Annotated in this window: 24 protein-coding genes; 8 read left to right on the top strand and 16 right to left on the bottom strand. The window is 68.5% G+C overall.

Annotated elements, in window-relative coordinates; translation table 11 throughout:
- Positions 1–295 precede the first annotated feature (295 nt).
- The 3 genes from OXM57_05915 to OXM57_05925 form a co-directional block, all read right to left on the bottom strand.
- Positions 296–1072, bottom strand: a complete 777-nt coding sequence (locus OXM57_05915) for a class II aldolase/adducin family protein (protein ID MDE0352207.1) — start codon at positions 1070–1072, stop codon at positions 296–298.
- Between the two features lie 217 nt (positions 1073–1289).
- Complete coding sequence (locus tag OXM57_05920) at positions 1290–2306, bottom strand: aspartate-semialdehyde dehydrogenase (protein ID MDE0352208.1); 1017 nt, start codon at positions 2304–2306, stop codon at positions 1290–1292.
- Positions 2299–3537, bottom strand: a complete 1239-nt coding sequence (locus OXM57_05925; protein MDE0352209.1) for an aspartate kinase — start codon at positions 3535–3537, stop codon at positions 2299–2301. The genes OXM57_05920 and OXM57_05925 overlap by 8 nt, the downstream gene beginning before the upstream one ends.
- Before the next feature lie 100 nt (positions 3538–3637).
- Here OXM57_05925 and OXM57_05930 point away from each other — a divergent pair, with 100 nt between their 5' ends.
- The 3 genes from OXM57_05930 (at position 3638) to murJ (ending at position 6722) form a co-directional block, all read left to right on the top strand.
- On the top strand, positions 3638–3877 hold the full coding sequence (locus OXM57_05930) for a hypothetical protein (GenBank protein MDE0352210.1): 240 nt from the start codon (positions 3638–3640) through the stop codon (positions 3875–3877).
- A 432-nt stretch (positions 3878–4309) separates the two neighbouring features.
- On the top strand, positions 4310–5158 hold the full coding sequence (locus tag OXM57_05935; GenBank protein MDE0352211.1) for a PHP domain-containing protein: 849 nt from the start codon (positions 4310–4312) through the stop codon (positions 5156–5158).
- Positions 5159–5162: 4 nt separating this feature from the next.
- Positions 5163–6722, top strand: coding sequence for a murein biosynthesis integral membrane protein MurJ (gene murJ, locus OXM57_05940; GenBank protein MDE0352212.1), 1560 nt, complete (start codon positions 5163–5165; stop codon positions 6720–6722).
- Here the strand turns inward: murJ and OXM57_05945 are convergent.
- Both OXM57_05945 and mce read right to left on the bottom strand, forming a co-directional pair.
- Complete coding sequence (locus OXM57_05945) at positions 6667–6942, bottom strand: hypothetical protein (protein MDE0352213.1); 276 nt, start codon at positions 6940–6942, stop codon at positions 6667–6669. The two genes, murJ and OXM57_05945, sit on opposite strands and share 56 nt — an antisense overlap.
- The gene (gene mce / locus OXM57_05950; protein ID MDE0352214.1) at positions 6939–7346 is read right to left on the bottom strand and encodes a methylmalonyl-CoA epimerase; all 408 of its coding nucleotides are present in this window, start codon (positions 7344–7346) and stop codon (positions 6939–6941) included. The genes OXM57_05945 and mce overlap by 4 nt, the downstream gene beginning before the upstream one ends.
- 129 nt (positions 7347–7475) lie before the next feature.
- Here mce and OXM57_05955 point away from each other — a divergent pair, with 129 nt between their 5' ends.
- Entirely contained in the window at positions 7476–8621 is a 1146-nt protein-coding gene (locus tag OXM57_05955; GenBank protein MDE0352215.1) for a 6-phosphofructokinase, read from the top strand.
- Between the two features lie 29 nt (positions 8622–8650).
- Positions 8651–9631 (top strand): NADPH:quinone oxidoreductase family protein, encoded by a 981-nt coding sequence (locus OXM57_05960; GenBank protein MDE0352216.1) that lies wholly within the window; start codon positions 8651–8653, stop codon positions 9629–9631.
- 562 nt (positions 9632–10193) lie between these two features.
- Here OXM57_05960 and tcuB read toward each other — a convergent pair.
- Positions 10194–11339 (bottom strand): tricarballylate utilization 4Fe-4S protein TcuB, encoded by a 1146-nt coding sequence (gene tcuB / locus OXM57_05965; GenBank protein ID MDE0352217.1) that lies wholly within the window; start codon positions 11337–11339, stop codon positions 10194–10196.
- 131 nt (positions 11340–11470) lie between these two features.
- Between tcuB and tcuA the strand changes: the two genes are divergently transcribed.
- The gene (gene tcuA, locus OXM57_05970) at positions 11471–12865 is read left to right on the top strand and encodes an FAD-dependent tricarballylate dehydrogenase TcuA (GenBank protein MDE0352218.1); all 1395 of its coding nucleotides are present in this window, start codon (positions 11471–11473) and stop codon (positions 12863–12865) included.
- A gap of 116 nt (positions 12866–12981) precedes the next feature.
- Here tcuA and OXM57_05975 read toward each other — a convergent pair whose 3' ends face one another.
- Entirely contained in the window at positions 12982–13983 is a 1002-nt protein-coding gene (locus tag OXM57_05975) for a 2-oxoacid:ferredoxin oxidoreductase subunit beta (protein MDE0352219.1), read from the bottom strand.
- Positions 13980–15791 (bottom strand): 2-oxoacid:acceptor oxidoreductase subunit alpha, encoded by a 1812-nt coding sequence (locus OXM57_05980; protein MDE0352220.1) that lies wholly within the window; start codon positions 15789–15791, stop codon positions 13980–13982. The genes OXM57_05975 and OXM57_05980 overlap by 4 nt, the downstream gene beginning before the upstream one ends.
- A gap of 421 nt (positions 15792–16212) precedes the next feature.
- Here OXM57_05980 and OXM57_05985 point away from each other — a divergent pair, with 421 nt between their 5' ends.
- Positions 16213–16533, top strand: coding sequence for a hypothetical protein (locus tag OXM57_05985; protein ID MDE0352221.1), 321 nt, complete (start codon positions 16213–16215; stop codon positions 16531–16533).
- A 19-nt stretch (positions 16534–16552) separates the two neighbouring features.
- On the opposite strand, the gene OXM57_05990 is transcribed toward OXM57_05985, so the two are convergent.
- The 3 genes from OXM57_05990 to lepB form a co-directional block, all read right to left on the bottom strand.
- Positions 16553–17941 (bottom strand): amidase, encoded by a 1389-nt coding sequence (locus OXM57_05990; protein MDE0352222.1) that lies wholly within the window; start codon positions 17939–17941, stop codon positions 16553–16555.
- 5 nt (positions 17942–17946) lie between these two features.
- Positions 17947–19230, bottom strand: coding sequence for a DUF3048 domain-containing protein (locus OXM57_05995; GenBank protein ID MDE0352223.1), 1284 nt, complete (start codon positions 19228–19230; stop codon positions 17947–17949).
- Between the two features lie 71 nt (positions 19231–19301).
- Positions 19302–19805 carry a signal peptidase I gene (gene lepB, locus OXM57_06000; protein MDE0352224.1) on the bottom strand — a complete coding sequence of 168 codons (504 nt, stop codon included), beginning with the start codon at positions 19803–19805 and terminating at the stop codon, positions 19302–19304.
- 91 nt (positions 19806–19896) lie between these two features.
- Between lepB and sodN the strand changes: the two genes are divergently transcribed.
- Entirely contained in the window at positions 19897–20313 is a 417-nt protein-coding gene (sodN, locus tag OXM57_06005; protein ID MDE0352225.1) for a superoxide dismutase, Ni, read from the top strand.
- 170 nt (positions 20314–20483) lie between these two features.
- Here sodN and OXM57_06010 read toward each other — a convergent pair whose 3' ends face one another.
- The 5 genes from OXM57_06010 to OXM57_06030 all read right to left on the bottom strand — a co-directional run bounded on the left by OXM57_06010 (position 20484) and on the right by OXM57_06030 (position 25774).
- Positions 20484–21647: an ATP-binding protein gene (locus OXM57_06010; protein MDE0352226.1), complete on the bottom strand. Its 1164-nt coding sequence runs from the start codon at positions 21645–21647 to the stop codon at positions 20484–20486.
- A gap of 561 nt (positions 21648–22208) precedes the next feature.
- Entirely contained in the window at positions 22209–22970 is a 762-nt protein-coding gene (locus OXM57_06015; GenBank protein ID MDE0352227.1) for an ABC transporter permease, read from the bottom strand.
- Positions 22967–23923, bottom strand: a complete 957-nt coding sequence (locus tag OXM57_06020; GenBank protein ID MDE0352228.1) for an ABC transporter ATP-binding protein — start codon at positions 23921–23923, stop codon at positions 22967–22969. The genes OXM57_06015 and OXM57_06020 overlap by 4 nt, the downstream gene beginning before the upstream one ends.
- A complete protein-coding gene (locus OXM57_06025) occupies positions 23920–24840 on the bottom strand; it encodes a hypothetical protein (GenBank protein ID MDE0352229.1) in 921 nt (306 codons plus the stop codon). The genes OXM57_06020 and OXM57_06025 overlap by 4 nt, the downstream gene beginning before the upstream one ends.
- A complete protein-coding gene (locus OXM57_06030; GenBank protein MDE0352230.1) occupies positions 24833–25774 on the bottom strand; it encodes an ABC transporter ATP-binding protein in 942 nt (313 codons plus the stop codon). Before OXM57_06030 ends, OXM57_06025 begins: the two co-directional genes overlap by 8 nt.
- Positions 25775–25911 lie beyond the last annotated feature (137 nt).

Consider the following 25911-nt stretch of genomic DNA (forward strand, 5'->3'; position numbering starts at 1 on the left):
AGCGCGCTTCGTTCGGGACGAAGAGGTCGTGGGTTCAAATCCCGCCTGCCCGACCAGCAGTCTGTTGGTGCTCGACTCTCGCGGCCCGGCGGGCCTTGATCAGAAGGTGTCCGCCCACGAAGACGGTTCCGAACACGCCTCCTCGCCGTCCCGCTTAGTAAAGGCGGACGGGGTTTCCTTAACTTACGCCCGTCTCTTGTTAAGAGGTCTTTAGTCCACCCTTCGATTACGGAAGCTTGTACCGGATTGCGCTACTGAGAATGAGTGGGGTAGGCCGCCTGCAAGGAGGGACTTGCTACCCGGCGGCTCCGGACTCCAGCTTGGACGCTGCGGCGTACTCGAATGCGGCGAGGGCGCTCGACACATGGCCGATCTCCCGTGCCGCGATCGCGGCTGCCTCGGCGCTGATCGGCCGGGCATCGGGGGCCTTGACGTGGACTTCGGCCACCCGCTCGAACAGCAGGAACCAGCCGATCGCCTCCTCGACCGAGCCGCCCACGGTGACCGGCCCGTGATTGCGCAGCAGCACCGCCTTGGCGTCACCCAGGGTGGCCGCGATCTTCTTGCCGGTGTCGAAGTCCGAGACCTGGACCTCCTCCCCTTCGTACACCTCGTGGTCGTCCAGGAAGGCGGTGGCCTCCTGGCAGATCATCCGGAAGCCCTCCACGTTGGCCGCCCAGGGCGTGGCGTACGGGGTGTGGGTGTGGGCCACCGCCACTGCGTCGGGACGTGCCTCGTGGATGGGAGCGTGGATGTAGTAGGCGGTCATGTTGATCGAGCCGCCGCCCTCCACTCGCCCATCCGGACCGACCAGCACCAGGTCGTCAACGGTGGTGCGGTGGAACGGCACCCCGTAGCGGATCAGCCACATGGCGTCGGTACGTTCCGGATCCCGCGCCGTGATGTGCCCGTCTCCCAGCGATCCCCATCCGAAGGCGCCGAACAGGCGGTAGGAGGTGACCAGCATCCGCTTCCGGTGGGCGCGCAGTTCCTCGACCGAAGCGGGTTCGGCGCGGGCCGCCGCTCCGTCGGATGCGATACCAGATCGCCAAACGGGGTAGGAGCCGACCATCGCGCACAGATTACCCGAGGCTGCGATCTTGTTACCCGAGATTGCAGCTAGTGGCCTGTCTGCGAAGCGACCAGGCCTGTTCTGGCGGTCATCGGCGCCCCATCGCTGCGTTCCGCTTCCTCAACGTACCACTGCGGGTACGCCTTCGTCAGCGGGCCTTGCGAGGAACACCGCTGCCGACGCCATACCACACCGCCGCTCCACAGACAGACCACTGCTAGATCAGCAGCTCGGCGATCTCCACCGCGTTGAGCGCCGCTCCCTTGCGCAGGTTGTCGCCCACCACCCACAGGCTGATTCCACCGGGCACGCCGATGGTGGGACGGATGCGGCACGCCAGCACCGGATCCTGGCCCGCCGAGTCCAGCGGGGTGGCCACGCGGTCATCGCTCCACAGCTCGACGCCCGGCGCGTCCGCGAGCACCCGCCGGGCGGTTTCGGGGTCGACAGGCGAGTCGAACCACATCGAGGCGGAGATGCCGTGGCCCACCATGACCGGCACCCGCACGCAGGTCGGTTCCACCTCGATGCTGTCCCGTTCGAGGATCTTGCGCGTCTCGTTCACCAGCTTCCATTCCTCGTCCGTGTGACCGGCATCGGTGATCGACCCGGCCAAGGGCAGGACGTTGAAGGCGATGGGTCTCTGGAACGGATCGGTCTCGCCCTCGTCCCATCCTCCCCGCACCAGCGCTTCACGGCGGTCACCGAGTTCGAGCATCTGTTGCCAGAGCGTGTCCATGCCGGTCATCCCGGCCCCCGAGACCGACTGGTAGGACATGGCCACCATGCGGTCCAGCCCGGCGTAATAGTGCAGCGGTCCGGCGGCCATCATCAGCGTCATGGTGGTGCAGTTCGGGTTGGCGATGATCCCGTCGCTGTCGGCCGCCGCGTGATCGTTGACGCCCGCCACCACCAGCGGAACCTCCGGCGCCATGCGGAAGGCGGAGGAGTTGTCGATCACGACGGCTCCCCGGTCCACGAACGACGGGGCGAAATCCCTGCTCCTCCCCGCACCCGCGGAGAAGAGGGCGATGTCGATCCCCGAAGGGTCTGCGGACGACAGGTCCTCCACCGTGATGTCACCCCAGCGGGTGGCGACCACCCGGCCGGCTGAGCGGGAGGAGGCCATGAGACGCAGCTCCGAGAGCGGGAAGTCCCGTTCCTCGAGGATCTCGAGCATGGTGCGGCCCACCGCTCCGGTGGCACCGACCACGGCTACTCGTGGATCAGGCATCGGCGCCGACCTCCGCCGTGATCACAGGGGGGTCGAACTCGGCGTGCAAGGCGCGCACTGCGTCCTCCACCGAGTCCCGATTCACCACGCACGAGATCCGGATCGGGGACGTGGAGATCATCTCGATGTTGATGCCGGCGTTGCCCAGGGCGCGGAACACCCGGGCCGCCACGCCGTGGGTGGATCTCATCCCCGCTCCCACCAGCGACACCTTGCCCACGTTGGCATCCACGGCGGAGCCCTTGGCGTCCAGCTCCACGACCAGCTCGGCGGTGGCCCGGCGAGCGACGTCGACGTGGGCCTCCGGGACCGTGAAGCTGAGGTCCGTGCATCCGTCCTCGCCCACGTTCTGGACGATCATGTCCACGTTCACCCGGGCGCCCGCCAGCTTCTCGAAGATGGCCGCCGCGACGCCGGGGCGGTCTGGTACTCCGCGCAGGGTCACCTTCGCCTCCGAAGTGTCGTGCGCGATGCCGCTGATAATCGCTTCTTCCATCACCTTCTCCTTGACCCAGGTCCCCTCGTCCTCCACGAACGAAGACCGCACGTGGATCGGAATGTTGAACTTTCTCCCCACCTCAACCGAGCGCGCCATCAGCACCCCGGCGCCCCCGGCGGCCAGCTCGAGCATCTCGTCGAAGGAGACCTCGCCGAGCTTGCGAGCGTCGGGCACCACCCGGGGATCGGCCGTGTACACGCCGTCCACGTCGGTGTAGATCTCGCACACCGCCGCGGAGTAGGCAGAGGCCAGCGCCACCGCCGTGGCGTCGGAGCCGCCCCGTCCCAGCGTGGTTATCTCCCTCGAGTCGGGATTCACCCCCTGGAACCCGGCCACGATCACCACCTGCCCGGCCGCGATGCTGTCCCCTACCCGGGTCCCGCGTATCTCGGTGATCTTCGCCTCGCCGTGGGCGGAGTCGGTGAGTATCCCGGCTTGAGGACCGGTGAGGCTGAGCGCCGGAATGCCCTTGTCGTGGAGAGCCATGGCGAGCAACGCCATGGAGATGCGCTCGCCCGCCGTCAGGAGCATGTCCATCTCCCGGGCCGGTGGGCTGGCGCTCACCTGATGGGCGAGGGCGATCAGGTCGTCGGTCTGCCTACCCATCGCCGAGACCACCACCACCACGTCGTTGCCGGCGCGCTTGGTGCGAGCCACCCGGTGGGCGACGCGCTCGATGCGCTCCGAGTCGGCCACTGACGTGCCGCCGTACTTTTGGACAACCAGAGACATGGCAAGCAGTTCCAGGGAGAGGCGCGGGCGGGGCCGCTTTCTATTGCTCCGATCCGCGCTGGCATGCCGTGGCGCGTCGGAGACTCTTACAATAGCTCCCATGGGGAAAGAGAAGAGAGCCCGCCAGAAGCAGAACCGCCAGGCCCGCATCGAGGAGGAGCGCCGGGCCGCCCAGCGGGCCAAGTGGCGGCGCCGGATTATCACGGGGCTGGTCCTGTTCGCGCTGCTGGTGGTGGTCTTCGTGGTCGGGAACCTGCTCACCGGCGGCGGTGACGCCGGAGTAGCGACCACCACCGTCCCGGTCGTCACCGACACCACCGCCGCGCCCGGCGGCCCATAGGGACCGGGCACGGATGGCCTCGTAGCCAAACCTCACACACCCCGAGACGCCGAGAACGCGAAAATCGCCGGAACGCAGCCTCCCCGGCGGGCCCATCCCCCAGCCACCACCTCCTTCGGTCCGAGCGCGTTCCGCCATCCCCGACGGGTCCGCTCCCGAATTGATCCCGGTTCCGGTTCCCTCGACGTCGATTAGCTGAGAACCGGCGGTGCTTGTGACTGCCGTTCAGTATGCAAGGGGTGCGTGACAGTTTCAACCCCCTTGTCCGGGCGCCGGAATCCCGTCACCACCACAGTCGGGTAGCGGACGCAGCCAACAGAGGCCCGGGACCGGGATCTCGGCGGTGGGCATCACCGGTACGTGCCTGCCGTCGATCCGCCCGACTCCTTACCGGCGCCCGATCCGAGGAATCGGGGTTAGCCTCATCTCCGGATGGCCGTCGATCTTCACACCCACTCCACCGCCTCCGACGGCAGCGAGAGCCCGGCCGCGGTCGTGGGGCTGGCCGCCCGGGCCGGTCTTTCCGCGGTGGCCCTGACCGACCACGACACGCTTGAAGGGATCGAGGAGGCCCGCGCGGAGGCGGGTCCGGCCGGTATCGAGCTCATCCCCGGTGCGGAGGTGGCCTGCGAATGGAAGGGCGGCGGGCTCCATCTGGTGGTGCTGTTCCTGGAACCGGGACCCGGCCCGCTCCAGGATCGCCTGGCGGAGTTCCGTGCGGGCCGGGACCGCCGCAACCAGGCGATCGCCCGCCGGCTCGACGAGATCGGCGTGGACATCGACTACGAGGAGGTCCTCGCCCAGGCCCGGGGTGGCGGGAGCGTGGGCCGACCCCACTTCGCGGCCCTCCTGGTCGCCAAGGGATATGTTCCCGACATCCCCACCGCCTTCCGGGAATACCTCGGGTCGCGCGGCGTGGCCTACGCAACCCGCCCACTGCTGCCGCCCGAGGAGGCCATCCAACTGGCTCGGCGCTCCGGCGGAGTGCCCGTGGTGGCGCATCCCCATACCTTGGGACTGAACACGGCCGAGGAGTACGCGGACGCCTTCCGGCGCCTGGCCGGACACGGTCTGGTGGGCGTGGAGTGCTACTACGGCGAGTACCCGGCCGAGACCCGCCTCCAGCTCGAGGCCACGGTCCGGTCGTTCGGCCTCCTTCCGTCAGGCGGGTCGGACTTCCACGGCTCCTACAAGCCCGGCCAGAGGGTGGGCGTCGGACGGGGCGATCTGGTCGTCCCCGACCGGATCCTGGCGGACCTGCAGGCCGCCCGGGACGGCTGAAGCGATGCGCCGGCCGGCAGGAGGGATAGCGCGGGCCGCCTCGGTGGTCGCGGTCGGCATCCTGGTATCCCGCATCCTGGGGTTCGCCCGCAACGTGGTGCTGGCCAACCGGTTGGGTGACAGCCCGGCCGCCGATGCCTACGAGGCCGCCTTCATCATCCCCGACTTCCTGAACTACCTGCTGGCCGGAGGTTTCCTGGCGATCACGTTCATCCCCATCGTCAGCAGGTACCGGGCCAGAGGCGACGGCGCGGGTGCCCGGACCGCGTTCAACGCGGTGCTGGGGCCGGTGGCGGTGCTCATCATCGCCCTGACCGTGGCGGCGGCGCTGGCCGCCGACCTGGTGGTCGGGTGGCTGTTCGGTTCGGGTGGCCGGCTCGACGCCGCGCAGCTGGCCGAGGTGGCCCGCCTCACCAGGCTGGTGCTTCCGGCGCAGGTCTTCTTCGTGGTGGGCGGGCTGTTCACAGCGGTCCAGTACGCCCGCGGGCGGTTCCTGGTCCCGACCCTGGCCCCGATCATCTACAACCTCGGGATCATCGTGGGCGGCGTGTTGGGAACATCGTCCGGCGAGGCCTCGGCCACGGGCTTCATCGTCGGAGCGGTGGCCGGGGCCTCGATCGGCAACTTCGCCCTCCAGTGGTGGGGCGCCGCCCGGGCGGGCTTCCGGGTGCGCATGATGGTTCCCGACTTCCGGCATCCGGCCTTCCGGGAATACCTGCTGCTGGCCTTCCCCCTGATGGTGGGCCAGTCGATCGTGGTGCTCGACGAGTCCATCGGCAAGATCGTGGCGGCGGCGGCCTCGGACGGGTCGATCTTCAGCCTGAACCTGGCCCGGCGGGTCAACATGCTGCCGGTGGGCGTGATCGCCCAGGCCGCCGGGGTGGCCGCCTTCCCGTTCCTCGCCCGCCTGGTGGCCGAGGGCCGCGGTGCCGAGATGCGGGAGTCCATGGGGCGCACCATCCGGACGGTCCTGTTCGCGTCGGGCGGAGCGGTGGCGGCCGCGGTGGCAGTCGGCCTGCCCGCCGTCCGGGTCGCCTTCCAGCACGGAGCGTTCAGCGAGGACGGCACGGTGCTGGTGGCGGCGGCCCTGGTGGGGTACTCGCTCGGCATTCCGGCGTGGGGCATCCACCAGCTGTTCGCCCGCAGCTTCTACGCCCACCGCCAGATGTGGGTCCCGGTCATCGCGGGGACCGCCTGGGTCCTGCCCGCCATACCCCTGTACTTCCTCGGGTACCGGGTCGGAGGCGTCCCCGGCATCGCAGTGGCCGCCTCGATCACCGTCACCGGCCATGCGCTGACCCTCTGGCTGCTCTGGCGGCGCTTCCACAGCGGCGAGGGATTGGAGGGGATGGTCCGGGCGGTCGGGCAGGTGGCGCTGGGCACACTGGTCGCCGGCGCGGCCGGATGGCTGGTCGCTACGGCGATAACCGGGGGGCAGGTGCCGGGCATGTCGACCGGCGTGCTGGCGACGCTGGCCGGAGGAGCGGTGGTGGCGGTGGTCTACCTGGCTACGACGTACGCGGTCGGCTCCGCCGAGGCGCGCTCGGTCGTTCGGCGCCGTTGATCCGGGTCCCGGCGGCAGGCCGGGGCCGGTGGTAACGGTGGTTCCATCCGGCCACGGTCCAGTTGGTGAACCGCCGCGCCGGGCCGGGCTTGCCGTTGCGGCGTTCCTCCGCCAGGGCGTGCTCGAGCACAGCGGCGATCACCGCCGCCTCGTACGGTCCGGCGGCGCCGTCGACGTGGAACTTCACCCCGGCGTGATCGGACGATCCATTGCTGGTCATGTAGGGAGTTCGACTAGCTCGACGAGGGTTTGGTTTCCACCTTTCGGATGCACGAAGGCGATCCGGGTGCCGCGTCCCCCGGTTCTGGGGGTCTCGTCCACCAGGCGGGCGCCCTCCGCCTTCAGGTGGGCCAGGGCCGCCTCGATGTCCACCACCGCGAACGCCACGTGGTGCATTCCCTCGCCCCGGCGCTCCAGGAAGCGGCCCACCGGAGTGTCGGCGTCCAAGGGTTCCAGTAGCTGGACGAAGGACCCGCCCACCGCCAGCATGGCCTCCTCCACCCCCTGGTCCTCCACCACCTCCCGGTACAGGGGCTCTATCCCGTAGCGGCGCCGGTACTCGTCCAGCGCCTGGTCGAGGTCGCGAACGGCGATCGCCACGTGGTCGAGGTTGAGGAGCTTCACGGCGGGGAGCGTAACCCGATGGCCGGTCCGATCTGCATTCGGTTACCGTGGCCGGGATAATGCAGCATACGGATCGGTGCCCCGCCACGGGGATGGGACGCCATCCGGAGCCGCCGACCTGGAGGCAGAATGCGTATCGGAATCCTGACCGGCGGGGGTGACGTCCCGGGACTCAATCCGGCCATCAAGTCCTTCACCAACCGGATGGACGAGGCCGGCCATTCCGTCCTGGGGCTGCGCCGCGGCTGGGGAGCGATGATCGGCATCGATCCTGACGATCCCCGATCGATCTCCGCCCACACCATGCCCCTCGACCCCCTGGCGGTGCGCGCCATCGACCGGACCGGCGGGACCATCCTGCATTCCAGCCGTACCAACCCGGGCCGGGTGGCCGAGGGGAGCCTGCCCCCGTTCATCACTCCCTCCGAATCCGAGGCTCCCTACGACCTGACCGCCCATGCGGTGCGGGTGATCGAGCGCCTGGGCCTCGACGCGCTCGTGGCGATCGGCGGTGACGACACCCTCTCCTACGCCCTCCGGATGCACCAAGAGGGCGTCCCGGTGGTGGCCATCCCCAAGACGATGGACAACGACGTGCCGGGAACCGACTACTGCATCGGGTTCTCCACCGCCGTCACCCGCTCGGTCGGGTTCATCAACGACCTGCGGAGCGCGGTGGGAAGCCACGAGCGGGTGGCCGTGGTCGAGCTGTTCGGCCGCTACTCGGGAGAGACCAGCCTGGTGTCGGGCTACCTGGCCTCCGCCGATCGGACCCTCATCGCCGAAGTGCCCTTCGACATGGATCGGCTGGCCGCCATGGTGGTGGCCGACCGGGCGGCCAACCCGAGCCGCTACGCCGTGGTGGTGGTGTCCGAGGGCGCCACCATGTCGGGTGGAGAGCGGGTGGAGAGCGGCGCCGCCGACGCCTACGGCCATCGCAAGCTGGGCGGGATCGGGGAGACCACCGGGAACCTCATCAAGCGGATGACCGGTATCGGCGTCATGAACCAGCGGGTCGCTTACCTGATGCGCAGCGGTCCTCCGGACGTGCTGGACCTGATGGTGGGCACCAACTTCGGTACCATGGCGGCGGAGATGCTGCTGGCCGGGACCAGCGGGGACATGGTGGCGATCCGCCGCGGCGTCTACACCACCGCCGGTCTCGAGGTGCTGGCGGAAGGCGCCCGCCGGGTGGACGTGGAGACCTTCTATGACGCCGAGGCCTACCGGCCCAGGGTCCGCGCCCTGGCCGGCAAGCCGATGTTCCTCTCCTGATCCGGCCGGGCGGTCCAGGGAGGTAGGTGATGAAGGCCCAGGTAGTCCACGAGTTCGGTGATTACCGCAACCTCAGCTACGAAGAGGTGGACGACCCGGCGCCGGGACCGGGGGAGGTCCTGATCGGAGTCGAGGCGGTGGGGCTCAACTTCCCCGACATCCTGATGATCGCCGGCCTGTACCAGGATCGGCCCGAGTTGCCGTTCGTGGCCGGAGCGGAAGCGGCCGGGAGGGTGCTGGCCGTAGGGGACGGGGTCACCCAGGTATCTGTCGGTGATCGGGCCTTCGGATACAAGCTCCTGGTCGGGGCCATGGCGGAGCGGTTCGTGGCGCCCGCCGACCAGGTGCTCCGCCTGCCCGAGGGGGTGACGATGGAGCAGGGCGCCTGCCTGTCGCTCACCTATGGCACCGGCTACCACGCCCTGGTGGATCGAGCCCGTCTCGAGCCCGGCGAGACGGTGCTGATCACCGGCGCCACCGGCGGGGTGGGCTCGGCCGGCATCCAGATCGCCAAGGCGCTGGGCGCCCGGGTCATCGCGGCGGTCGGTACGGATGCCAAGGCGGAGACGGCCCGGTCGTTGGGCGCCGATGATGTGATCATCTACACGACCGAGTCCCTCAAGGACCGCACCAGGGAACTGACCGGCGGCCGGGGCGCCGACGTCATCTACGACCCCGTCGGCGGCGACACCTTCCTGGAGTGCCTGCGCTGCATCAACTGGGAGGGCCGGATCCTCGTGGCGGGCTTCACGTCCGGCCGGATCCCCAAGGCCCCGATGAACCTGCCCCTGCTCAAGGGATGCTCGATCGTCGGGGTGTTCTGGGGCGCCTTCGCCGAGCGGGATCCGCAGGCCAACCGAGCCAACTTCGCCCGCCTTCTCGACTGGACCGCCGAGGGGATCATCGGGCCCCGGATCAGTGCCCGTTTCCCGCTGGAGTCGGCGGTGGATGCGCTGGACACGATCGCCAACCGGCAGGCAACCGGCAAGGTGGTGCTGAGTCCGGGCTGAGGCACATTCGCGACAGCCCAAGGAGCCTCCGGTTCTATCGGTGCCATCGATGGGCTCCCGAGCGTCTGAACCCGAGATAGGCAGCGGCGGCGAACCTGAGGATCAGGGCGTCATATATGACGCCCTCTGCCTCAAGAATCGCCAGGCGCCAAAAGTCGCGAAAAACCGATGCTCCGCATCGGGCCCCGCCCCCGCCACCACCCATCCTGTTGGAGCGTGGTCGGCCATGCCCGGCTGGATGCCGGGCCTCGGCTGTTCGCTCCATGAAGCCTTGTGTTCCCTCGGACCGGCCGTCCGATCGGTCTCACCTCATCGGCCGGTGTTGGTGCTTGGCGATAGGCAACATATGGTGGGGATGTGACGGTTTCAACCCCTTGTTACGAGAACGCGAAAATATTCTCCGCACCAGGTTCACGACAAGGCCATGCCCTCCGCGACGAGCCGGATCGCGCAGCTGCCACGAACAGGGGAATTCGTGGAGGAGGCAACGGCCTGATCGCCTAGTGGCCAATCCCGGATGACGCGGCTCCGGGACGATCGGTGACGCGCTACGCGGCGTGGACTAGGAGGCCCGCTCCGCCCGGTTCTCCAGTGAGTCCTGGACCAGCGCGCTCGTCCGGTAGGTGGCGTGGACGAACTTGCCGTACGGCAGGCTCACGAAGAAGGCCGCCACCAGCGCCAGATGCAACAGCAGCAGCAACCCCATGGCCGTGGTCGACCGCAATGCGAGCAGCGCCAGTCCTGACCCGTTGACCAGGACGAGGAGGATGATGAAGTCCAGATCCAGGCGCCGGGCCCCGCCCGCTTCGAGTTCCTGCCGGCTCCCGGCCCGCAACACGAGCAGCCCGGCGCAACCTCCGATGGTCGCGATTCCGCCGACGGTCCCGATTATCACCGGTGCGCTCAGCAGCGGATAGGGAGGCATCCTTCCCAGCAGTTCCTGCCAGATGGCGGCGAGGACGGTGGCGAGGAAGGTGAGGAGGAACCCGTTGAACACCAGTGAGTGCATGACCAGCCGGCTCTTGGCAGGCGTCTCGTCGGGATACGTGCATCCCGGTCCTCCGCCGTGCATGTTCTTGAGGCTGAAGGCGGCGTAGACAGCCTCTCTCATCGAGCCCAGGTCGGGCCTGCCGCGGGTGGTGTCCCGCCAGAAGGCGGCCAGGCCGGCGCCGAGGAAGAGCAGGGCGAGGCCCGCGATCACCGACGCCGGGATCGTCATCACCAGGAAGGGGACCACCTCGTAGAACGCCTCTTCTGCGGCGGGCGGGGCCACGAGCCGGTCCCATCCGAGGATGAGCAGCCCGATCACCACGGTTACCGCCACTACGACCGTCGCCAGCCAGGCCCTTCCTCGGGTCGGCCCCAGCAGGGCGGGCCCGAGAGGCTTGGGACGTGCGTAGCTCTTGTAGGTCTCCTCCCGGATGCGGCTCATCAACGGGGGGATGTCCACCGCGAACTCGTGGGGCGTGGCGTAGGGGCAGACGTCGTAGCAGCTGCGGCAGTCGTGGCACAGGTTGGCGAGGAAGAGGATGTCGCCTTCGCTGAACGTAGGGCGTCGCTCGAGGGCCGGGAAGACCGCGCACAGGCCCTCGCAGTACCGGCAGGCGTTGCAGATGTCGAATTGCCGTTGGGCCTCGGTGAGAAGGCCGGGCTCGAGGATTCGCGGAGGGTCGGTCGCGATTGCGACGCTCGCCGTCGGAGCGCGCATGCTCGTGCTCGGTTGGTTCACGAGACGTACAATACAGCCATGTCCAGTCACTCCGTCGCCCGGCGTAGGGAACCGGTGCGGCCGGATCCGGCGAGGCGTGGAGGCGCCATGACGGTAGATGAGGGTTCGCCATGACAGCAGCGGCCGATGTGATCGTCGTGGGTGGCGGCAACGCCGGGCTGTGCGCCGCCCTGACCGCCCGCCGGTTCGCCGACAGGGTCCTCGTCCTGGAGTCGGCGCCCATGGACATGCGCGGAGGAAACACGCGCCACACCCGCAACATCCGCCACATCCACGCCGGCGGCGACAGGGTCCTGACCGGCGCCTATAGCGAGGAGGAGCTCTGGGAGGATCTCGTCAAGGTGAGCGACGAGGACATCGACGAGGACATCGCCCGGATGGTGATCAGGGAGTCCGAGTCGGTTCCGGGCTTCATGGAACAGCACGGCGTCCACTGGCAGGCGTCCCTCAAGGGCACGCTCCACCTGTCACGGACCAACCGGTTCTTCCTCGGCGGAGGCAAGGCGATGCTCAACGCCCTGTACGCGTCCGCCGGGAGGCAGAAGATCGAGGTGCGTTACGAGACGCCGGTGACGGACATCCTGGTCGAAGGGCGCAGAGCGTCCGGAGTGGTCGCCGTCATCGACGGCGAGCCGACCGGGTTGGCGGCGCGGTCGGTCGTGGTGGCGTCGGGTGGCTACGAGGCCAACAAGGATTGGCTCCGCGACCACTGGGGTGATGCGGCGGATCGGTTCGTGATCCGCGGGTCGCCCTTCAACATGGGCGGCCCCCTCAAGGCCCTGCTCGACCGGGGCGCGCGGTCGGTCGGCAATCCGAAGGGGGCGCACGCCATCAGCGTCGATGCCCGCGCCCCGGACTTCGACGGAGGGATCGTCACCCGGATCGACTCGGTGCCGCTGTCGATCATGGTCAACAGGGCGGGCCGGCGCTTCGCGGACGAAGGAGAGGATCTCTGGCCGAGGAGATACGCCAGCTGGGGTCACCTGATCGCGGCCCAACCGGATCAGATCGCCTACTCGATCTTCGACTCGCAGGTCAACGACCTCTTCATACCGGGCCTGTACCCGCCGTACCGGGCGGAGACGCTCGACGGTCTGGCAGAGTTGGCCGGGCTTCCTCCGGATGCGCTCGGGCGGACGGTCCGGCAGTTCAACGCGTCGGTTCCGGACGACCCTCCCTTCGACCACAGCGGCCTCGACGGGCGGAGCACGGCCGGCCTCGACATACCGAAGTCGAACTGGGCGCTGCGCATCGACACCCCGCCCTTCTACGCCTACCCGCTGCGATGCGGGATCACCTTCACATACCTGGGCCTCAAGGTCGACGCCGAGGCCCACCTGCAGACGGACGCCGGCCGGGTCGACAACCTCTTCGCTGCCGGAGAGATCATGTCGGGCAACGTGCTCACCGCCGGCTACCTGGCGGGGTTCGGCCTCACCATCGGCGCGGTCTTCGGCCGGCGAGCCGGGTCCGGGGCAGGCCGGTTCGCCTCGTCCGGGAGCTAGCCGACGCCTCTCACGTCATCCCATGTGGACAATCCGTCAGCCTGATGTCCATGTGGGTGCGGCTTGCGGGAATTTCCCTGCCGGAGAACGCCGCCAGCGCGAGGATCGTCCGGTTGCTACTCGGCCGTCCAGGTGCCGAGGCTGGTGATCAGCTTGCCCAGGTCGCCACTGCCGCGGGCTGCCGTGGAGCGATTGACGGCATCCTGGAGGGCGTCGTCGTAGACCGGGCGGTGGACTTCGCGGAAGATGCCCAGGGGGGTCGGGCCGTAGGGTCCGTGGGCCAGGCGGGAAAGGGCGAATGCCGCCGATGCGTCCTCGGCATGCGCGTCGTGGACGATGATCTGTGACGGGTTGACCGAGGCGCGGTCGGCGATCGCCGCCCGGCCGCCGTCCCAGACCACGGCCTTATCCTTGTTGGCGCCGAACACGATCGGCTGGCCGTGGACCAGGTCGATCCGGTTGGCGTAGCGATCGGGCTTGCCGGTCAGCTGGATGAACGCCTTGTCATTGAAGACGTTGCAGTTCTGGTAGATCTCGATGAGGGCCGAGCCGCGGTGGGCGTGGGCGGCCTTCAGCATGGCGGTGGTGTGGTTGCGGTCCATGTCCAGGGTCCGGGCCACGAAGGTGGCTTCGGCGCCCAGCGCCAGGCTGACCGGGTTGAACGGGTAGTCGATCGAGCCGGCCGGCGAGGACTTGGTGGTCTTGCCGGGTTCGGACGTGGGCGAGTACTGACCCTTCGTCAGCCCGTAGATCTGGTTGTTGAACAGCAGGATGGTCATGTCGATGTTGCGGCGCAGGGCGTGGATCAGGTGGTTGCCGCCGATCGACAGCAGGTCCCCGTCCCCTCCGACCACCCACACCGACAGCTCCGGGTTGGCGACGGCCACGCCGCTGGCGATGGCGGGTGCCCGGCCGTGGATGGCGTGCATGCCGTAGGTGTTCATGTAGTAGGGGAAGCGGGCCGCGCAGCCGATGCCCGACACGAACACCACGTTCTCGCGCTTGATGTCGAGCCCGGCGAAGAAGTTCTGGACCGCGGCGAGGATCGTGTAGTCGCCGCAGCCCGGGCACCAGCGGACCTCCTGGTCGGTCTGGAAGTCGACCCGTGTGTAGCTCATCGGCCTGCTATCTCCATGATCTTGGCGCTTATCTCGCCGAACTGGAACGGCACCCCCTCCACCTTGCTGTAGGAGATGACCGGCCGGGCGAACTCGGCCTTCACCATCCGGGACAGCTGGCCGTTGTTCATCTCGGGTATCAGCACGTGCTCGTAGCTGCTCAGCACGGTGGTCATGTTGGGGGGGAAGGGACTCAGGTACCGGATCCGTGCGTAGGCGACCTTGGCGCCCTTGCGCCGGGCGTTGCCCACCCCGGCCTTCACCGCCGAGTACGTCGACCCCCAGCTCAGCACCAGCAGGTCCGCCCCGTCGGGGTCGTCGACCTCCACCTCCGGGATGTCGTTGGCGACGTTCGCCACCTTCCAGGCCCTGATGTCGGTCATGAGTTGGTGGTTGGCGGGGTCGTAGGAGACGTTCCCCGTCACCTCCTCCTTCTCGAGGCCGCCGATGCGGTGCTCGAGGCCGGGCATCCCGGGGATCGCCCACCGGCGGGCCATGGTCTGGAGGTCGCGCAGGTAGGGCAGGAACTTGTCGCCGGCGTTCGGCCCGGTCGCGAACGGAACCTCGAGGATCGGCAGGGATGCGATGTCGGGCAGCCTCCAAGGCTCGGAACCGGTGGCGATGTAGCCGTCGGAGAGCAGGATGACCGGCGTCATGTACTTGATGGCGATCCGGGCGGCCTCGATCGCCACCTCGAAGGCGTCAGATGGGGAGGACGCCGCCACCACGGGCAGCGGAGACTCGCCGTGGCGGCCCCACACCGCCAGGAACAGGTCGGACTGCTCCGGCTTGGTCGGGAGGCCGGTCGACGGGCCTCCCCGCTGCACGTCGACGATGATCATCGGCATCTCGGTGATCATCGCCAGGCTGATCGTCTCGCCCTTGAGGGACAGACCGGGCCCGCTCGTGCCGGTGACGGCCAGCGACCCGGCGAAGGCCGCGCCGAGGGCGGCGCCCGCCGCGGCGATCTCGTCCTCGGCCTGGAAGGTCTTCACCCCGAAGTTCCGGTGGCGCACCAACTCGTGAAGGATCTCCGATGCCGGGGTGATCGGGTAGGAGGCGTAGAACAGCGGCAGGCCCGACAACACCGAGGCGGCCACCAGCCCCCACGACAGGGCGGCGTTGCCGTTCACGTTGGTGTAGGTGCCGGGCGGCAGGTCGGCCGGACGCACCTCGATCTGGCGCGCGAAGCTCTCGGTGGTTATCCCGTAGTTGTAGCCCGCCTTGAGAGCGGCCAGGTTGGCGTTCATCACCGGCTCGATGCGGCCGAACTTCTTCTTCACCCACTCGGCGGTCACGTCGGTCTCGCGTCCGAACATCCAAAGGAGCAGCCCCAGGGCGAGGAAGTTCTTGGAGCGGAGCACCGCCCGGCCGCTCACCCCCGAGCCCTTGACGGCTTCCTTGGTGAGGGTCTCCATCGGCACCCGGTGGACGTCGAAACCGGCGAGCGTGCCGTCGTCCAGGGGGTTGGCCTCGAATCCGGCCTTGTGCAGGTTGCGCTCGTCGAAGGCTTCCTCGTTGACGATCAGGATCCCGTCGTCGCGCAGGTCTTGGAGATGGACCTTGAGGGCGGCCGGGTTCATGGCCACCAGCACGCCGGGCCGGTCACCGGGGGTAAGGATGTCCCAGTCGGCTATCTGGAGCTGGAAGGACGAGACGCCGGGGAGGGTGCCGGCGGGAGCGCGGATCTCGGCCGGGAAGGTGGGCAGGGTGGCCAGGTCGTTCCCGAAAATGGCCGCGGCGTCGGTGAACCGGTTGCCCGCCAGCTGCATGCCGTCGCCCGAGTCGCCCGCGAAGCGGATGACCATCCGGTCCGTTCGGTCGACGCCTACCCCGCCGTTGGTGCCTGTGACGCCGGGTGCCTCCGGCAGGGGGGTGACCGGGTTGTGGTCGCTGTCCACCGTCTTTCTCTCTCCAGCCGTTCCTGAGGCGCGAATCCGGGCGCGCCCCTGGCTTCTGCCGCACGCGCGCACTCCGCAGTGACCGGACGGTCCATCCGGATGCGGATGCTCCGGAGTCTACCCCCTCCGTACGGGTGTGCGGGGCGGACCGGCTGTGGGGAATCGGTGCCGGTATCACTCAACAAGGGTATTGTCACTACGCCCGACTATACGTACTGTTACTTCTGTCTGATATTTGCGATATATGGCCACGTATTCAAACAGTGTGGCGCTGGCGGAGCATCGGCTCCGGTCCGGCGTTACACTGGCGGCAGAAAGGACGCCCAACATGCCCCCTCTCGACTGGATCGGAGTCGTCACCCTCTTCGGCATCGCCGTGAGCATCAACTGGTGGGTGGTCAAGAGCTACTCCGACCGGATGGAACGGCGCTTCGATCAGCAGGACGCTCGTTTCGACAAGCGCTTCGATGGGCAGGACGCTCGTTTCGGCAAGCGCTTCGATGGGCAGGACGCCCGTTTGGATCGGCAGGAGAGGCGTTTGGAGAGGCTGGAGACCTTGATGCTCAGTCTCGTGCGCGACGTAGGCCTGCTCATGGGCGCGATGGGTATCTACCCTGCCGCCAAGGCGAAGGCCGGCTCCGGGGAGTAGGCCCGCACCGGTGACATCCTCACCCGCTTGACGGAAGGGCCAGGCCGGTCCGGATCAGGCCGGCCTGTTCCAGCGCCTCACCCACACCCAGCAGCACGTTCTCTCCCCACCAGGGCGCCAGGAACTGGACCGACGGGGGTGGCGCGCCCTGGTCGGTCGTCGGCAGGGCGATGGCCGGGCATCCGGTCAGGTTCACGAGCGAGCTGTAACCGTTCAGTACGTCCCGGTAGAAGTGGGCCTCACCGTCGATCGTCATGGTGTCGTTCCCGATGGTCTTGCGGGAATGGCCGACCGCCGGGGTAAGCAGCAGGTCATGGTGGCGGAAGGCCTCGCGGGCAGCCTGCTGGAGGGCCGCTCTCCGGCTCATCGCCTCCGTGTATTGGTCTATCGTCACGTCCATCGCCGCCCCCAGGCGCACCTCGAGGTCGGGACCGTACGGCTTGTCGGGGTCGTTGAGCCACTTCCGATGCACAGCCGCCACCTCGCCGGCCACCACCGCCATGTATGTCGGATCGGGCACCAGGCCGGGGGCCTCCACCAGCTCGACATGGGCGCCCACGCTGCGGAGCCGGTCGGAGAAACGATCGAACGAGCGGTGCATTGCGGCGGAGGTGGGCGCCGCGGACAGCCAGCCGGTCGGCACTCCGACACGTAGGTTCTCGAGGCGTGGAGCCCGATCCGGGGAATCGGGCGCCCGCGTCGACCTGGGATCCTCCGGGTCGAACCCCTTCATCGCGTCATACAGCAGGCGGGCGTCGCCCACCGTGGCGGTTATCGGTCCGACCGTATCGAGGGAACCCGCCACGGGGAGCACGCCGGTCAAGGGGACGGCCCCGTGGGTGACCTTCAGACCCACTACCCCGCAGAGGGCGGCGGGCACCCGCACGGATCCTCCCGTGTCGGTGCCGATCGCTCCCGCCGACATGCCGGCCGCCACGGCCGCCGCCGATCCGCCCGAAGACCCTCCCGGCGACAGGTCGCGATCCCACGGGTTGCGAACCGGCCCGAACCAGGGGTTCTCCGACGAGAACCCGAACGCGAACTCGTGTAGCCCGGTCCGGCCGATGATGATGGCGTCGGCCGCCTCCAGGCGCCGCACCACGGTGGCGGATGCCGTCGCCCTGTGCCGGTAGAAGGCCGACCCGGCCGTGGTCACGTGCCCGGCGTGGTCGACCAGGTCCTTGAGGGCGATCGGTACCCCGCACAGCGGTCCGGCCGGTGATCCCGCACGGAGCCCGGCATCGACCGCATCGGCCCGCTCCAAGGCCCCGGCCCGGTCGATCTCCACGAACGCGTTGAGCTCCGGGTTGAGCCGCTCCGCCACGTCCAGGTATCGCTCCACCACCTGGCGGGCGGACCGGGTGCCGCTCCGGACGGCCTCGGCGATGCTGGCGCCGGTCCCGGGCATCAGCGCTACCAGACCAACTCGGCGGTCTCCGGGTAGATCATGATCCACGTCAGGCCCGCCGGCATGGTCACCGGCTCGCCGCCGGACCCGGTGAGAGTGAACCAGTCGCCGTTGTCGGCGCGGCTCCACCTCCCTTCCTGCGCCAGGCCCTCGGCGAACACGACGGCCCGGTTCTCCCCGGTGGTGTGCCAGGCCGGAACGCACGAACCGTCACCCGAAGGGCAGGCCGTGTAGCGCTCGGCCATCAGCACCACCAACACGTCGGCCGCGATCTGGGTGGTGGTGCCGTCCTGGGCGATCAACTGATGGGGCACCCCCTCCACCGAACGCAGGTACTGGGTGCCGTCCCAGTGCCACACCACATCGGTTGTGTCCGTCCAGTCGAGGAAGATGTAGGTGGCCACGTCCATCGGCGAGGCGGTGGAGGGACCCCGGTTGAACAGGGTCGGGGGAGGGCTCTGGTCGAGGCGCCGGTCCGCTGCGATCCGGCGGGCCTCGGCGGTGTCGGCGTAGAGGTTGTGGGGCGCCTTGCGCTCATTCCAGCGGTCGGTCAGGGGCGGTCCCATGTCTCCGATCAACGGTACGAGTGACTTGCCGACTATCCACGACTGGCCTCCGCTGATGGTCAGCGCCCCGTTGAGCGGCTTGATCAGGGTCGAGTCCGTGGGACGGAGCGACCGCACCGGGCCCACCCACGCGGAGTCGCTGTTATGGAACAGAGCGATGAACCTGGTGATCCCTGCCTCCACGACCAGCTCGAACACCGCGTCGGCCTCCTGGATTCCGGACTGGGGCCGTGAGTTCCAGTGGTTGTCGACCTTGACGGCGATCAGCTTGCGATCCACCAGGGAGGAAGACGCGACGGGCAGACCGCTGACCGGCGACACCGGGCCGGAATAGACGGTGGTCGAGGGGGAGGTGTCTTCGGTCTCCGGGGTATCGGTGGGCTCCGAGGTCCCCGCGGTGGTCGTGGCGCCCGTTCCGTCCGGCTCGGTACCCCCATCGGTGGTGGCTCCCGTGGTGGCTCCCGTGGTGGCGCCGGTGGTGGCGCCGGCGTCCTGGGCGTCCTCCCCGGTCGTGGTGGCGGCGGTCCCCGCCTCCGGCCCCGTCCCCGCCTCCCCGGCCGGCTCGCTACCGGATCCCGGGTCGGATGTGGAGGTGCCGGCGTCCCCGCTGACCTGGGTGGTCGTGTCGGAGGGGGCGGTCGAGGGAACGGCGTCCTCGCCACCGCCACAGGCGACGGAGAGCACCAGCCAGACAGCCACGACCAGGAGGTTCTTTCGGGGCATAGGTCGTCTCAGTTTCTCAGACTCGGAGGCCTATTCCAAGCATCGAGCCGGCCCGCACCGGCGCGTCACCACTAGACGCGCCCGGCTCGGCGCCAGGGCCAGTACCGGGCCACCACTCTCGAGTGGACGCTCGGGCGCCGGATCGGTCCGAGCGTCCGGCTGTCGGCCGAAGAGTCGGCCCGGTTGTCGCCCAGGACGAACCAGGAGTCGGATGGCACGACCCACTCACCTTCGGGACGGGTGGCGGCGTGCCACCACGGATCCACGGCCGGCCGGCCCCCGATCATCAGCACACCACCCTCGATGCCGACCGTCTCGCCGGGCATGCCGACCACCCGCTTGATCATGTAGCGTCCACCAGCCCGGAAGATCATGACGTCCCCCCGGGCGAGCCCCGTCCGTTCCCACGCCCGATCCGTCATCAGATGGTCCCCCGGCTCGATCGCGGGCATCATGGAATGGTCCGCCACCCGGAAGCGGCGGTAGCGGGACATCAGCACCCTCGAGAGCACGGTCGAGGCAAGTCCGGTCAGGGCAATGATGCTCCGGCGGGCACGGCGCCTCCAGGGACTCAAGGCGCGAGAGCGGGTAGGGGCTGCATTAACGGGACACCGATGAGTGTATTGTCTCCCTCATCCGGTAACCACCAGACCCGAGGAGATGTTCATGGGGATTCTCGCACCATCCAGGCAGGCCCACGCCCACTGCGACCTGTTCTGCGGCGTCTACGACCCGGCCCAGGCCAGGATCGAAGCCGAGTCGGTGCTCCAGGCCGCCAACAAGTACCACGGGAGCGATGACGAGGTGTTCCGCAGCCGTTGCATCGCGGTCAAGGAGGCGCAGGCCGAGCTGGTGAAGCACCACCTGTCGGTGCTGTGGACCGACTTCTTCAAGCCGCACCATCTGGAGCAGTTCCCGGAGCTGCACAATCTGTTCTGGAACGCCATCAAGGCGGCCGGCGACGCCAAGAAGTCGACCGATACGGCCGTGGCAGAGGATCTCGTGGCCCAGATCGAGGGCATCGCTGAGGTCTTCTGGCAGACCGCGGAGTCGGCCAACGTGGGGCTGTACCCGCCCTCCTGAACCCCCTCGGTGCCCACCCCTCCCACGAACCTAAGGCTCAGGGCGTGGTCTGCCGTGTTTTGAACCTAAGGTTCAGCGATCGCTGGTCTCGGAAGCTGGAAACACGCGACCCCTTCGGCAGGTAGTCCGACGGCGGGGCACAGAGCAAGCGGAACCCGTGGTCTGAGGGCTCACGGTTGGCTCACCTCTCGCGCAAGATCGAGCAGCGGGACGGCCTCGGTGTCCGGAGTGATCCTGTAGCGCTCCGCTCCGGGATAGACGACGAATTTGGCATCCGGACGCACGTCGCTGCAACCGCTATGGAAGCCCCTGCGAGGCCGGGGGTTGAGGCTCCGTTTGACCTCGATCGCCCACGGACGACGCCCGGGCAATGTCACGATCAGATCGATCTCCGCTCCCCCCGACGAGCGGTAGTAGCTCGCCTCACTTCCTTCCGGTAGCCGTGACACGAGAGTTTCGATGGCAAACCCCTCCCAGCTTGCCCCGACCACGGGATGGCCGAGAAGGTCCTCCTTGAAGGTCAGACCCAGCAGGGCATGCACGATCCCGCTGTCGCGCACATAGACCTTCGGGGACTTGACAAGACGCTTCCCCGTGTTCTTGCGCCAAGGCGGCAGGCGCCGTACCAGCAGCAGGTCGGACATGAGGTCCAAGTAGCGGGAGACAGTCTTGCCGTCCACTCCGAGGCCGCGGGCGAGGGCCGCAGCGTTGAGCAGTCCCCCTTGGGCGTGGGCCAACATCATCCAGAAACGTCTGAGCGTCTCGGCAGGAATACGCGGGCCGAACTGGGGAATGTCGCGCTCGAGATACGTCCGGATGAAGTTCTGTCTCCACAGGAAGCTCCGGCGGTCATCGGCCGCCAGGAAGCTGTCGGGGAACCCGCCTCGCACCCAAAGGGGCGCCCAGTCGCCTGACCCCACCTCCGTCACGTCCAGCGGACCGAGTTCAAGGTAGGCGATGCGCCCGGCCAGGCTCTCGCCCGACTGCCGTAGTAGCTCCATTGACGCCGACCCCAGCAGAAGAAACCGCCCCGCTCCTCGTCCTCCGCGCCTTCCCCGATCTATGAGGCCGCGAAGGACTTGGAAGAGGCCCGGTGTCCTATGCACCTCATCGAGGATCACCAACCTGTGCTGATGGTCGGCCAGGTACAGCTCGGGGCCCGAAAGCTTCGCGAGGTCAGATGGCGATTCCAGGTCGAGGTAGACCGAGTCCAGCGCGTCGGCGATCTGCCAGGCCAGCGTGGTCTTCCCCACCTGCCGGGGTCCGATCAGAGCAACGGCGGGATACTCCGAGAGGAGTTCGTGCAGCCGTGAATGCAGACGGCGCGGAATCATCCTTGTAATTATGGCACAGCACTCCAGAAATACAAGGTTGAGGAGGAGGTCACACTTTGGTGTCGCGTTCCTGAGGTTCAGGGCGTCATATTTGGTGCGGTGATCCTCAGGTTCGGGGGTCGTGGTGTTCCTCAGGTTCAGGGCGTCATATTTGACGCTCTCTGCCTCAAGAATGTCCTGAAGTCCCCGAACTCGCGAAAAAGCAGGCCGAACTCGCGAAAATCCGGCGCTTCGCACCGGGCCCTCCCCCGCCACCACCTGTCCTGGTTTGGAGCGTGGTCGGCCATGCCCGGCTGGATGCCGGGAATCGGCGGTTCGCTCCATTAGCTGTCGTGTTCCCTCGGGCCGGCCGTTCCGATCGGTCTCACCTCATCGGCCGGTTAGGTGCTTGGCGATAGGCAACATATGTCGGGGGTGTGACATATTTGACCCTTGCGGGGCAGACCGCGAAAAAACTGGTCACGGTTGGAGAAAGGTCGAGTAGCCGGGTCGCGTAGCCGCGGCGCGGATGCGCAGGAGGTTAGGCGCATGGGAGCCCGAGCTACCTGCTCGGGGCGGCTGTCACTCGCCGACCAGGTCCCGCCGTTTCAGGATCGACCCCGTGAGCAGCACCGAGACCAGCGCCATCACCGCAACCTTGGCGGCGGCACCCCCCGCTCCGATCGCCACGCGGCCGAGTATCACGTCCACGGTGTCGTAAGTGTCGATGGTCATCGTGGCGAAGTCGGCCGAGGCCGAGACGACGATGCGGTAGATCGAGGATGCCTGTATCCCCCCGATGATGCTGGAGAGGATCCCCTCCCACAGGAACAGGTAGCCGAGGCCGAACAGGGTGGCCCGGTTGAGCACCAGCCCCAGGGGCACGAACAGCGCGGCCGAGGCCACGCTCTGGATGGCCACTCCCACCGTGGTGGCCATCCCGATGGTCCAGTCGCCGCTCATCACGCCGGCCACCAGCCACGTGACCAGCACCCCGGCCTCCAGGATCACGAAGGAGGAGACTGCCGCGGCTATCAGGGCGCCGAGGGCGATCACAGCCCGAGGCACGGGCTTCAGGAGGAGGAAGGGAAGGGTGTGCGCCTTGCGCTCCTCGCCGAGGGCGGCGGTCGACACGACGAGGGCGGCGACCGGGTAGAGGGTGGCCATCCCCAGGCTGAACGTGAGGTCGTTGTACATCTCGGCAGCGAACGATCCGGAGCGCCCCAGGGACAGGAAGAACAGCAGCGGCGCCAGCGCCCCGGTCAGGAAGAGCATCGCGATCGACCGGCGGCGCCTCATCAACCGGCCGGTTAACGAACCGACCACCAGGAACAGGGCTCTCATCGGGGGTTCACCAGGTAGCGGAAGACGCTGTCCAGGGACTCGTCCTCGGGGGAGACCGCGGTGATCCGGGCTCCGGTCTCCCGGGCGCCGGCGGCGATGTCGAGGCCGAGGGCCCGGGCGTCGCCGGTCCTGATCTCGATCCCGTCCCGGCCGACCCGAACCGACTCCACCCACTCTCCTCCCAGCAGCCTCCGCGCCAGCGGGCGCGGCCGGTCGGTGTCGATCCGTATGACGCGGGGCTTGTCGGACATGGCGTCCCGCAGCGCGGCCAGGGTTCCCGCCGCGGCCACCCGTCCGTCGACCATGGCCACCACCCTTCCGGCCATGCGTTCCACCTCCGCGAGGACGTGTGAAGAGACGATGATCGTCCGGCCCTGCTGCCCGAGATCCAGGAACAACTCGATCAGGCGGGCGCGCTGGAGTGGGTCGGTGCCGTTGAGCGGTTCGTCCAGGAGCAGCACCTCCGGATCGTGGACCAGGGCCGCAGCCACCTTGGCCCTCTGGCGCATGCCCTTGGAGTAGGTCGACAGGGCCCGGTCGGCGTCCTTGGTGAGGTGGACGGTCTCGAGCGCCCGGACGGCGGCCGCTCCGGGGTCCGCCACCTTCGACATGGCCGCGCTCCACCGGATGAAGCGCCGGGCGGTCATGTGCCCGTACACGGCTTCGTCCTCCGGGACGAACCCGAGATGCCGGTACGCCGCGGGCTTGCGGCCCGGATCTCTACCGAGGATGGTCGCGCTGCCCGCCGACGGCGTCAGCAAGCCGGCCAGGACCCGGAGCAGGGTGGTCTTGCCGGCCCCGTTCGGACCGAGCAGGCCGGTCACCCCCGGCCCGAACGAGCAGTCCACCTCGGAGACCGCCACCTTCGCCCCGAACCACTTCGACAGCCGGTTGGCCACCACCGTGGGCTCGTCGACATGGAGGGCGTCGGTCGAGCGGTCGGGCGCCGTCACGTCAGCCTCCGGTAGCGCCAGCCGACCAGCGCCGCGCTCAGAACGGCCAGCCCGACTATGACGGCCAGCGAGATGCCCGGTCCGAATCCGGCCTGCGCCGGTATCCATTCGGCCGATTCGTGGACCCCGAAGATCCAGTCACGCACGTACCGGGGATGCTGCTCGGTGGCGAGCAGGGCCGCCCAGCGGGATCCGGGCGTGTCGTCCGTGGCCTCTTGGAAGAAGAGCGCCACCAGGTTGAGGCCCAGCGAGCCGATCAGGAAGGCGGCCGCGGCGGCGCCGACCCGGTTGATGAAGGACGCGGTGAGGAAGCTGAGCGATGCGTGCAGGACGAAGTAGGCGAGGGCTGCCAGCGGGACCTGCCAGAGGATGTCGGTTGTCCGGCCCAGGTAGGACAGGAAGCCCTCCCGGGAGAGCGCGGCCAGCCCCAGGTGGAGCAGCAGTTGGGGCGCCAGCCAGAAGCTGAGGATCACGGTGGCATACGCCAAGACCTTGCCGATCAGGTAGTCCCGGACGGCCAGCGGGCGCGAGAAGTACACGTTGAGGACCCCGTCGGTCCGGTCGGGGATCAGGAGCTGCGCCCCGGCGTAGGCCGCGAACAGCAGAGCCACCACCGAGATGAAGTCGAAGTAGCCCCGGTAGCGGGGGACCAGGTCCGTCAGCTCCTCGGCCGGGGTCTGGGAGGTGGCCCAGGTGATGGCGACCAGTATCAGCACCGACGCCAGCGCCACAGTGATGAGCGTCCACGGCAGCAGCTTCCGTTTCGCCTTGCGGCGGAAGCCCATCACCCTGCGGAACCCCTCTCTCACGATGGCCCGCACCGCGCCCCTTCTCCCGGTGCGGGTCCCGTCGTAGTGCCGGTAGCCGCGGTCGACGATGATCGCCTGGTCGCGGCCGGTCTCCCGCGAGTCAGCCATTTGCTTCCCTGGCGGCGGCCACGAGCACGTCCTCGAGGCGCCTGAGGCTGGTTCCCAGCCTGCGGACAGACGAGCCCGACGACTCGAGGGCGTCGCGCATCACGGTGAAGGCGTCCTCGGATCGTGTCACGACCGTCACCACCGCCCCGTCCAGGGTGGCGGACACGCCCCGGCGGGTCAGCGCCTCGACCAGGGGCCGGGGGTCGCCGTAGACCTCCACGGACAGGCGGTCCCCCTCCCCCGGAGGGTCGAGGGGCGCCGAGTGGATCAGCCGCCCGGCGTCGAGCATCACCACCCAGTCGCAGGTCCGCTCGATGTCGTCGAGGATGTGGGACGAGAACAGCACGTTCATGCCGAACTCGCGGAACCGGGCTATCAACTCCAGCATCTGGTCGCGCCCGGCGGGGTCGAGACCCGAGGCGGGTTCGTCCAGGAGCACCAGTTCGGGGTCGTGCACGATGCTCTGGGCAAGCTTGACACGCTGCTGCATCCCGGTGGAGAAGTCCCCCAGGTAGCGGAACCGCTCCTCGTGCAACCCCACCAGGAAGAGGGTCTCCGAAGCCCTCCTCCGCGCCTCGACCGGAGGGATCCCGCCGAGTTCCGCGGCGTACGCTACGAAGTCGGCCGCGGTCTGGTCCAGGGGAAGGCACTTGTTCTCGGGCATGTAGCCGATCCGCTCCCGGAGCCCGGCCGGGTCCTCGGCCACCGGCGTTCCGAATACCGAGATCTTCCCGTAGGTCGGCCGGATGAGGCCGAGCACGAGCCTGATGAGGGTGGTCTTGCCGGCGCCGTTGGCCCCGATGAGGCCGGTCACTCCGGGCTGGACGTCCAGGTCGACGTCCTCGAGCGCCCTGATGTTCCCGTAGCGCTTGTGGAGACCGCCGGCCTCGATGATCGGCGCGCCGGCCTCCGGCGTGGTCCGGCGTTCGGTCACGAGCCCGCTCTCACGCGAGCGCACCGTGTCTCATCCGGAAGTCCTTTCGGGAGCATCTCACCTGGCTCGCCCTTGACCGCCGGGCGGGCGGTGCGAGCATGAAGCCGGGCGGGCGGTGCGAGCATGAACTCTACTGT

It is taken from the genome of bacterium (assembly GCA_028820935.1).
GTDB lineage: Bacteria > Actinomycetota > Acidimicrobiia > Spongiisociales > Spongiisociaceae > Spongiisocius.

Bases quoted from the DNA above. Each gene is read 5' to 3' on its own strand.
- OXM57_05915 (MDE0352207.1), bottom strand. From the start codon at position 1,072: ATGGTCGGCTCCTACCCCGTTTGGCGATCTGGTATCGCATCCGACGGA.
- OXM57_05920 (MDE0352208.1), bottom strand. From the start codon at position 2,306: ATGCCTGATCCACGAGTAGCCGTGGTCGGTGCCACCGGAGCGGTGGGC.
- OXM57_05925 (MDE0352209.1), bottom strand. From the start codon at position 3,537: ATGTCTCTGGTTGTCCAAAAGTACGGCGGCACGTCAGTGGCCGACTCG.
- OXM57_05930 (MDE0352210.1), top strand. From the start codon at position 3,638: ATGGGGAAAGAGAAGAGAGCCCGCCAGAAGCAGAACCGCCAGGCCCGC.
- OXM57_05935 (MDE0352211.1), top strand. From the start codon at position 4,310: ATGGCCGTCGATCTTCACACCCACTCCACCGCCTCCGACGGCAGCGAG.
- murJ (MDE0352212.1), top strand. From the start codon at position 5,163: ATGCGCCGGCCGGCAGGAGGGATAGCGCGGGCCGCCTCGGTGGTCGCG.
- OXM57_05945 (MDE0352213.1), bottom strand. From the start codon at position 6,942: ATGACCAGCAATGGATCGTCCGATCACGCCGGGGTGAAGTTCCACGTC.
- OXM57_05955 (MDE0352215.1), top strand. From the start codon at position 7,476: ATGCGTATCGGAATCCTGACCGGCGGGGGTGACGTCCCGGGACTCAAT.
- OXM57_05960 (MDE0352216.1), top strand. From the start codon at position 8,651: ATGAAGGCCCAGGTAGTCCACGAGTTCGGTGATTACCGCAACCTCAGC.
- tcuB (MDE0352217.1), bottom strand. From the start codon at position 11,339: ATGCGCGCTCCGACGGCGAGCGTCGCAATCGCGACCGACCCTCCGCGA.
- tcuA (MDE0352218.1), top strand. From the start codon at position 11,471: ATGACAGCAGCGGCCGATGTGATCGTCGTGGGTGGCGGCAACGCCGGG.
- OXM57_05975 (MDE0352219.1), bottom strand. From the start codon at position 13,983: ATGAGCTACACACGGGTCGACTTCCAGACCGACCAGGAGGTCCGCTGG.
- OXM57_05980 (MDE0352220.1), bottom strand. From the start codon at position 15,791: ATGGTCATCCGCTTCGCGGGCGACTCGGGCGACGGCATGCAGCTGGCG.
- OXM57_05985 (MDE0352221.1), top strand. From the start codon at position 16,213: ATGCCCCCTCTCGACTGGATCGGAGTCGTCACCCTCTTCGGCATCGCC.
- OXM57_05990 (MDE0352222.1), bottom strand. From the start codon at position 17,941: ATGCCCGGGACCGGCGCCAGCATCGCCGAGGCCGTCCGGAGCGGCACC.
- OXM57_05995 (MDE0352223.1), bottom strand. From the start codon at position 19,230: ATGCCCCGAAAGAACCTCCTGGTCGTGGCTGTCTGGCTGGTGCTCTCC.
- sodN (MDE0352225.1), top strand. From the start codon at position 19,897: ATGGGGATTCTCGCACCATCCAGGCAGGCCCACGCCCACTGCGACCTG.
- OXM57_06010 (MDE0352226.1), bottom strand. From the start codon at position 21,647: ATGATTCCGCGCCGTCTGCATTCACGGCTGCACGAACTCCTCTCGGAG.
- OXM57_06015 (MDE0352227.1), bottom strand. From the start codon at position 22,970: ATGAGAGCCCTGTTCCTGGTGGTCGGTTCGTTAACCGGCCGGTTGATG.
- OXM57_06025 (MDE0352229.1), bottom strand. From the start codon at position 24,840: ATGGCTGACTCGCGGGAGACCGGCCGCGACCAGGCGATCATCGTCGAC.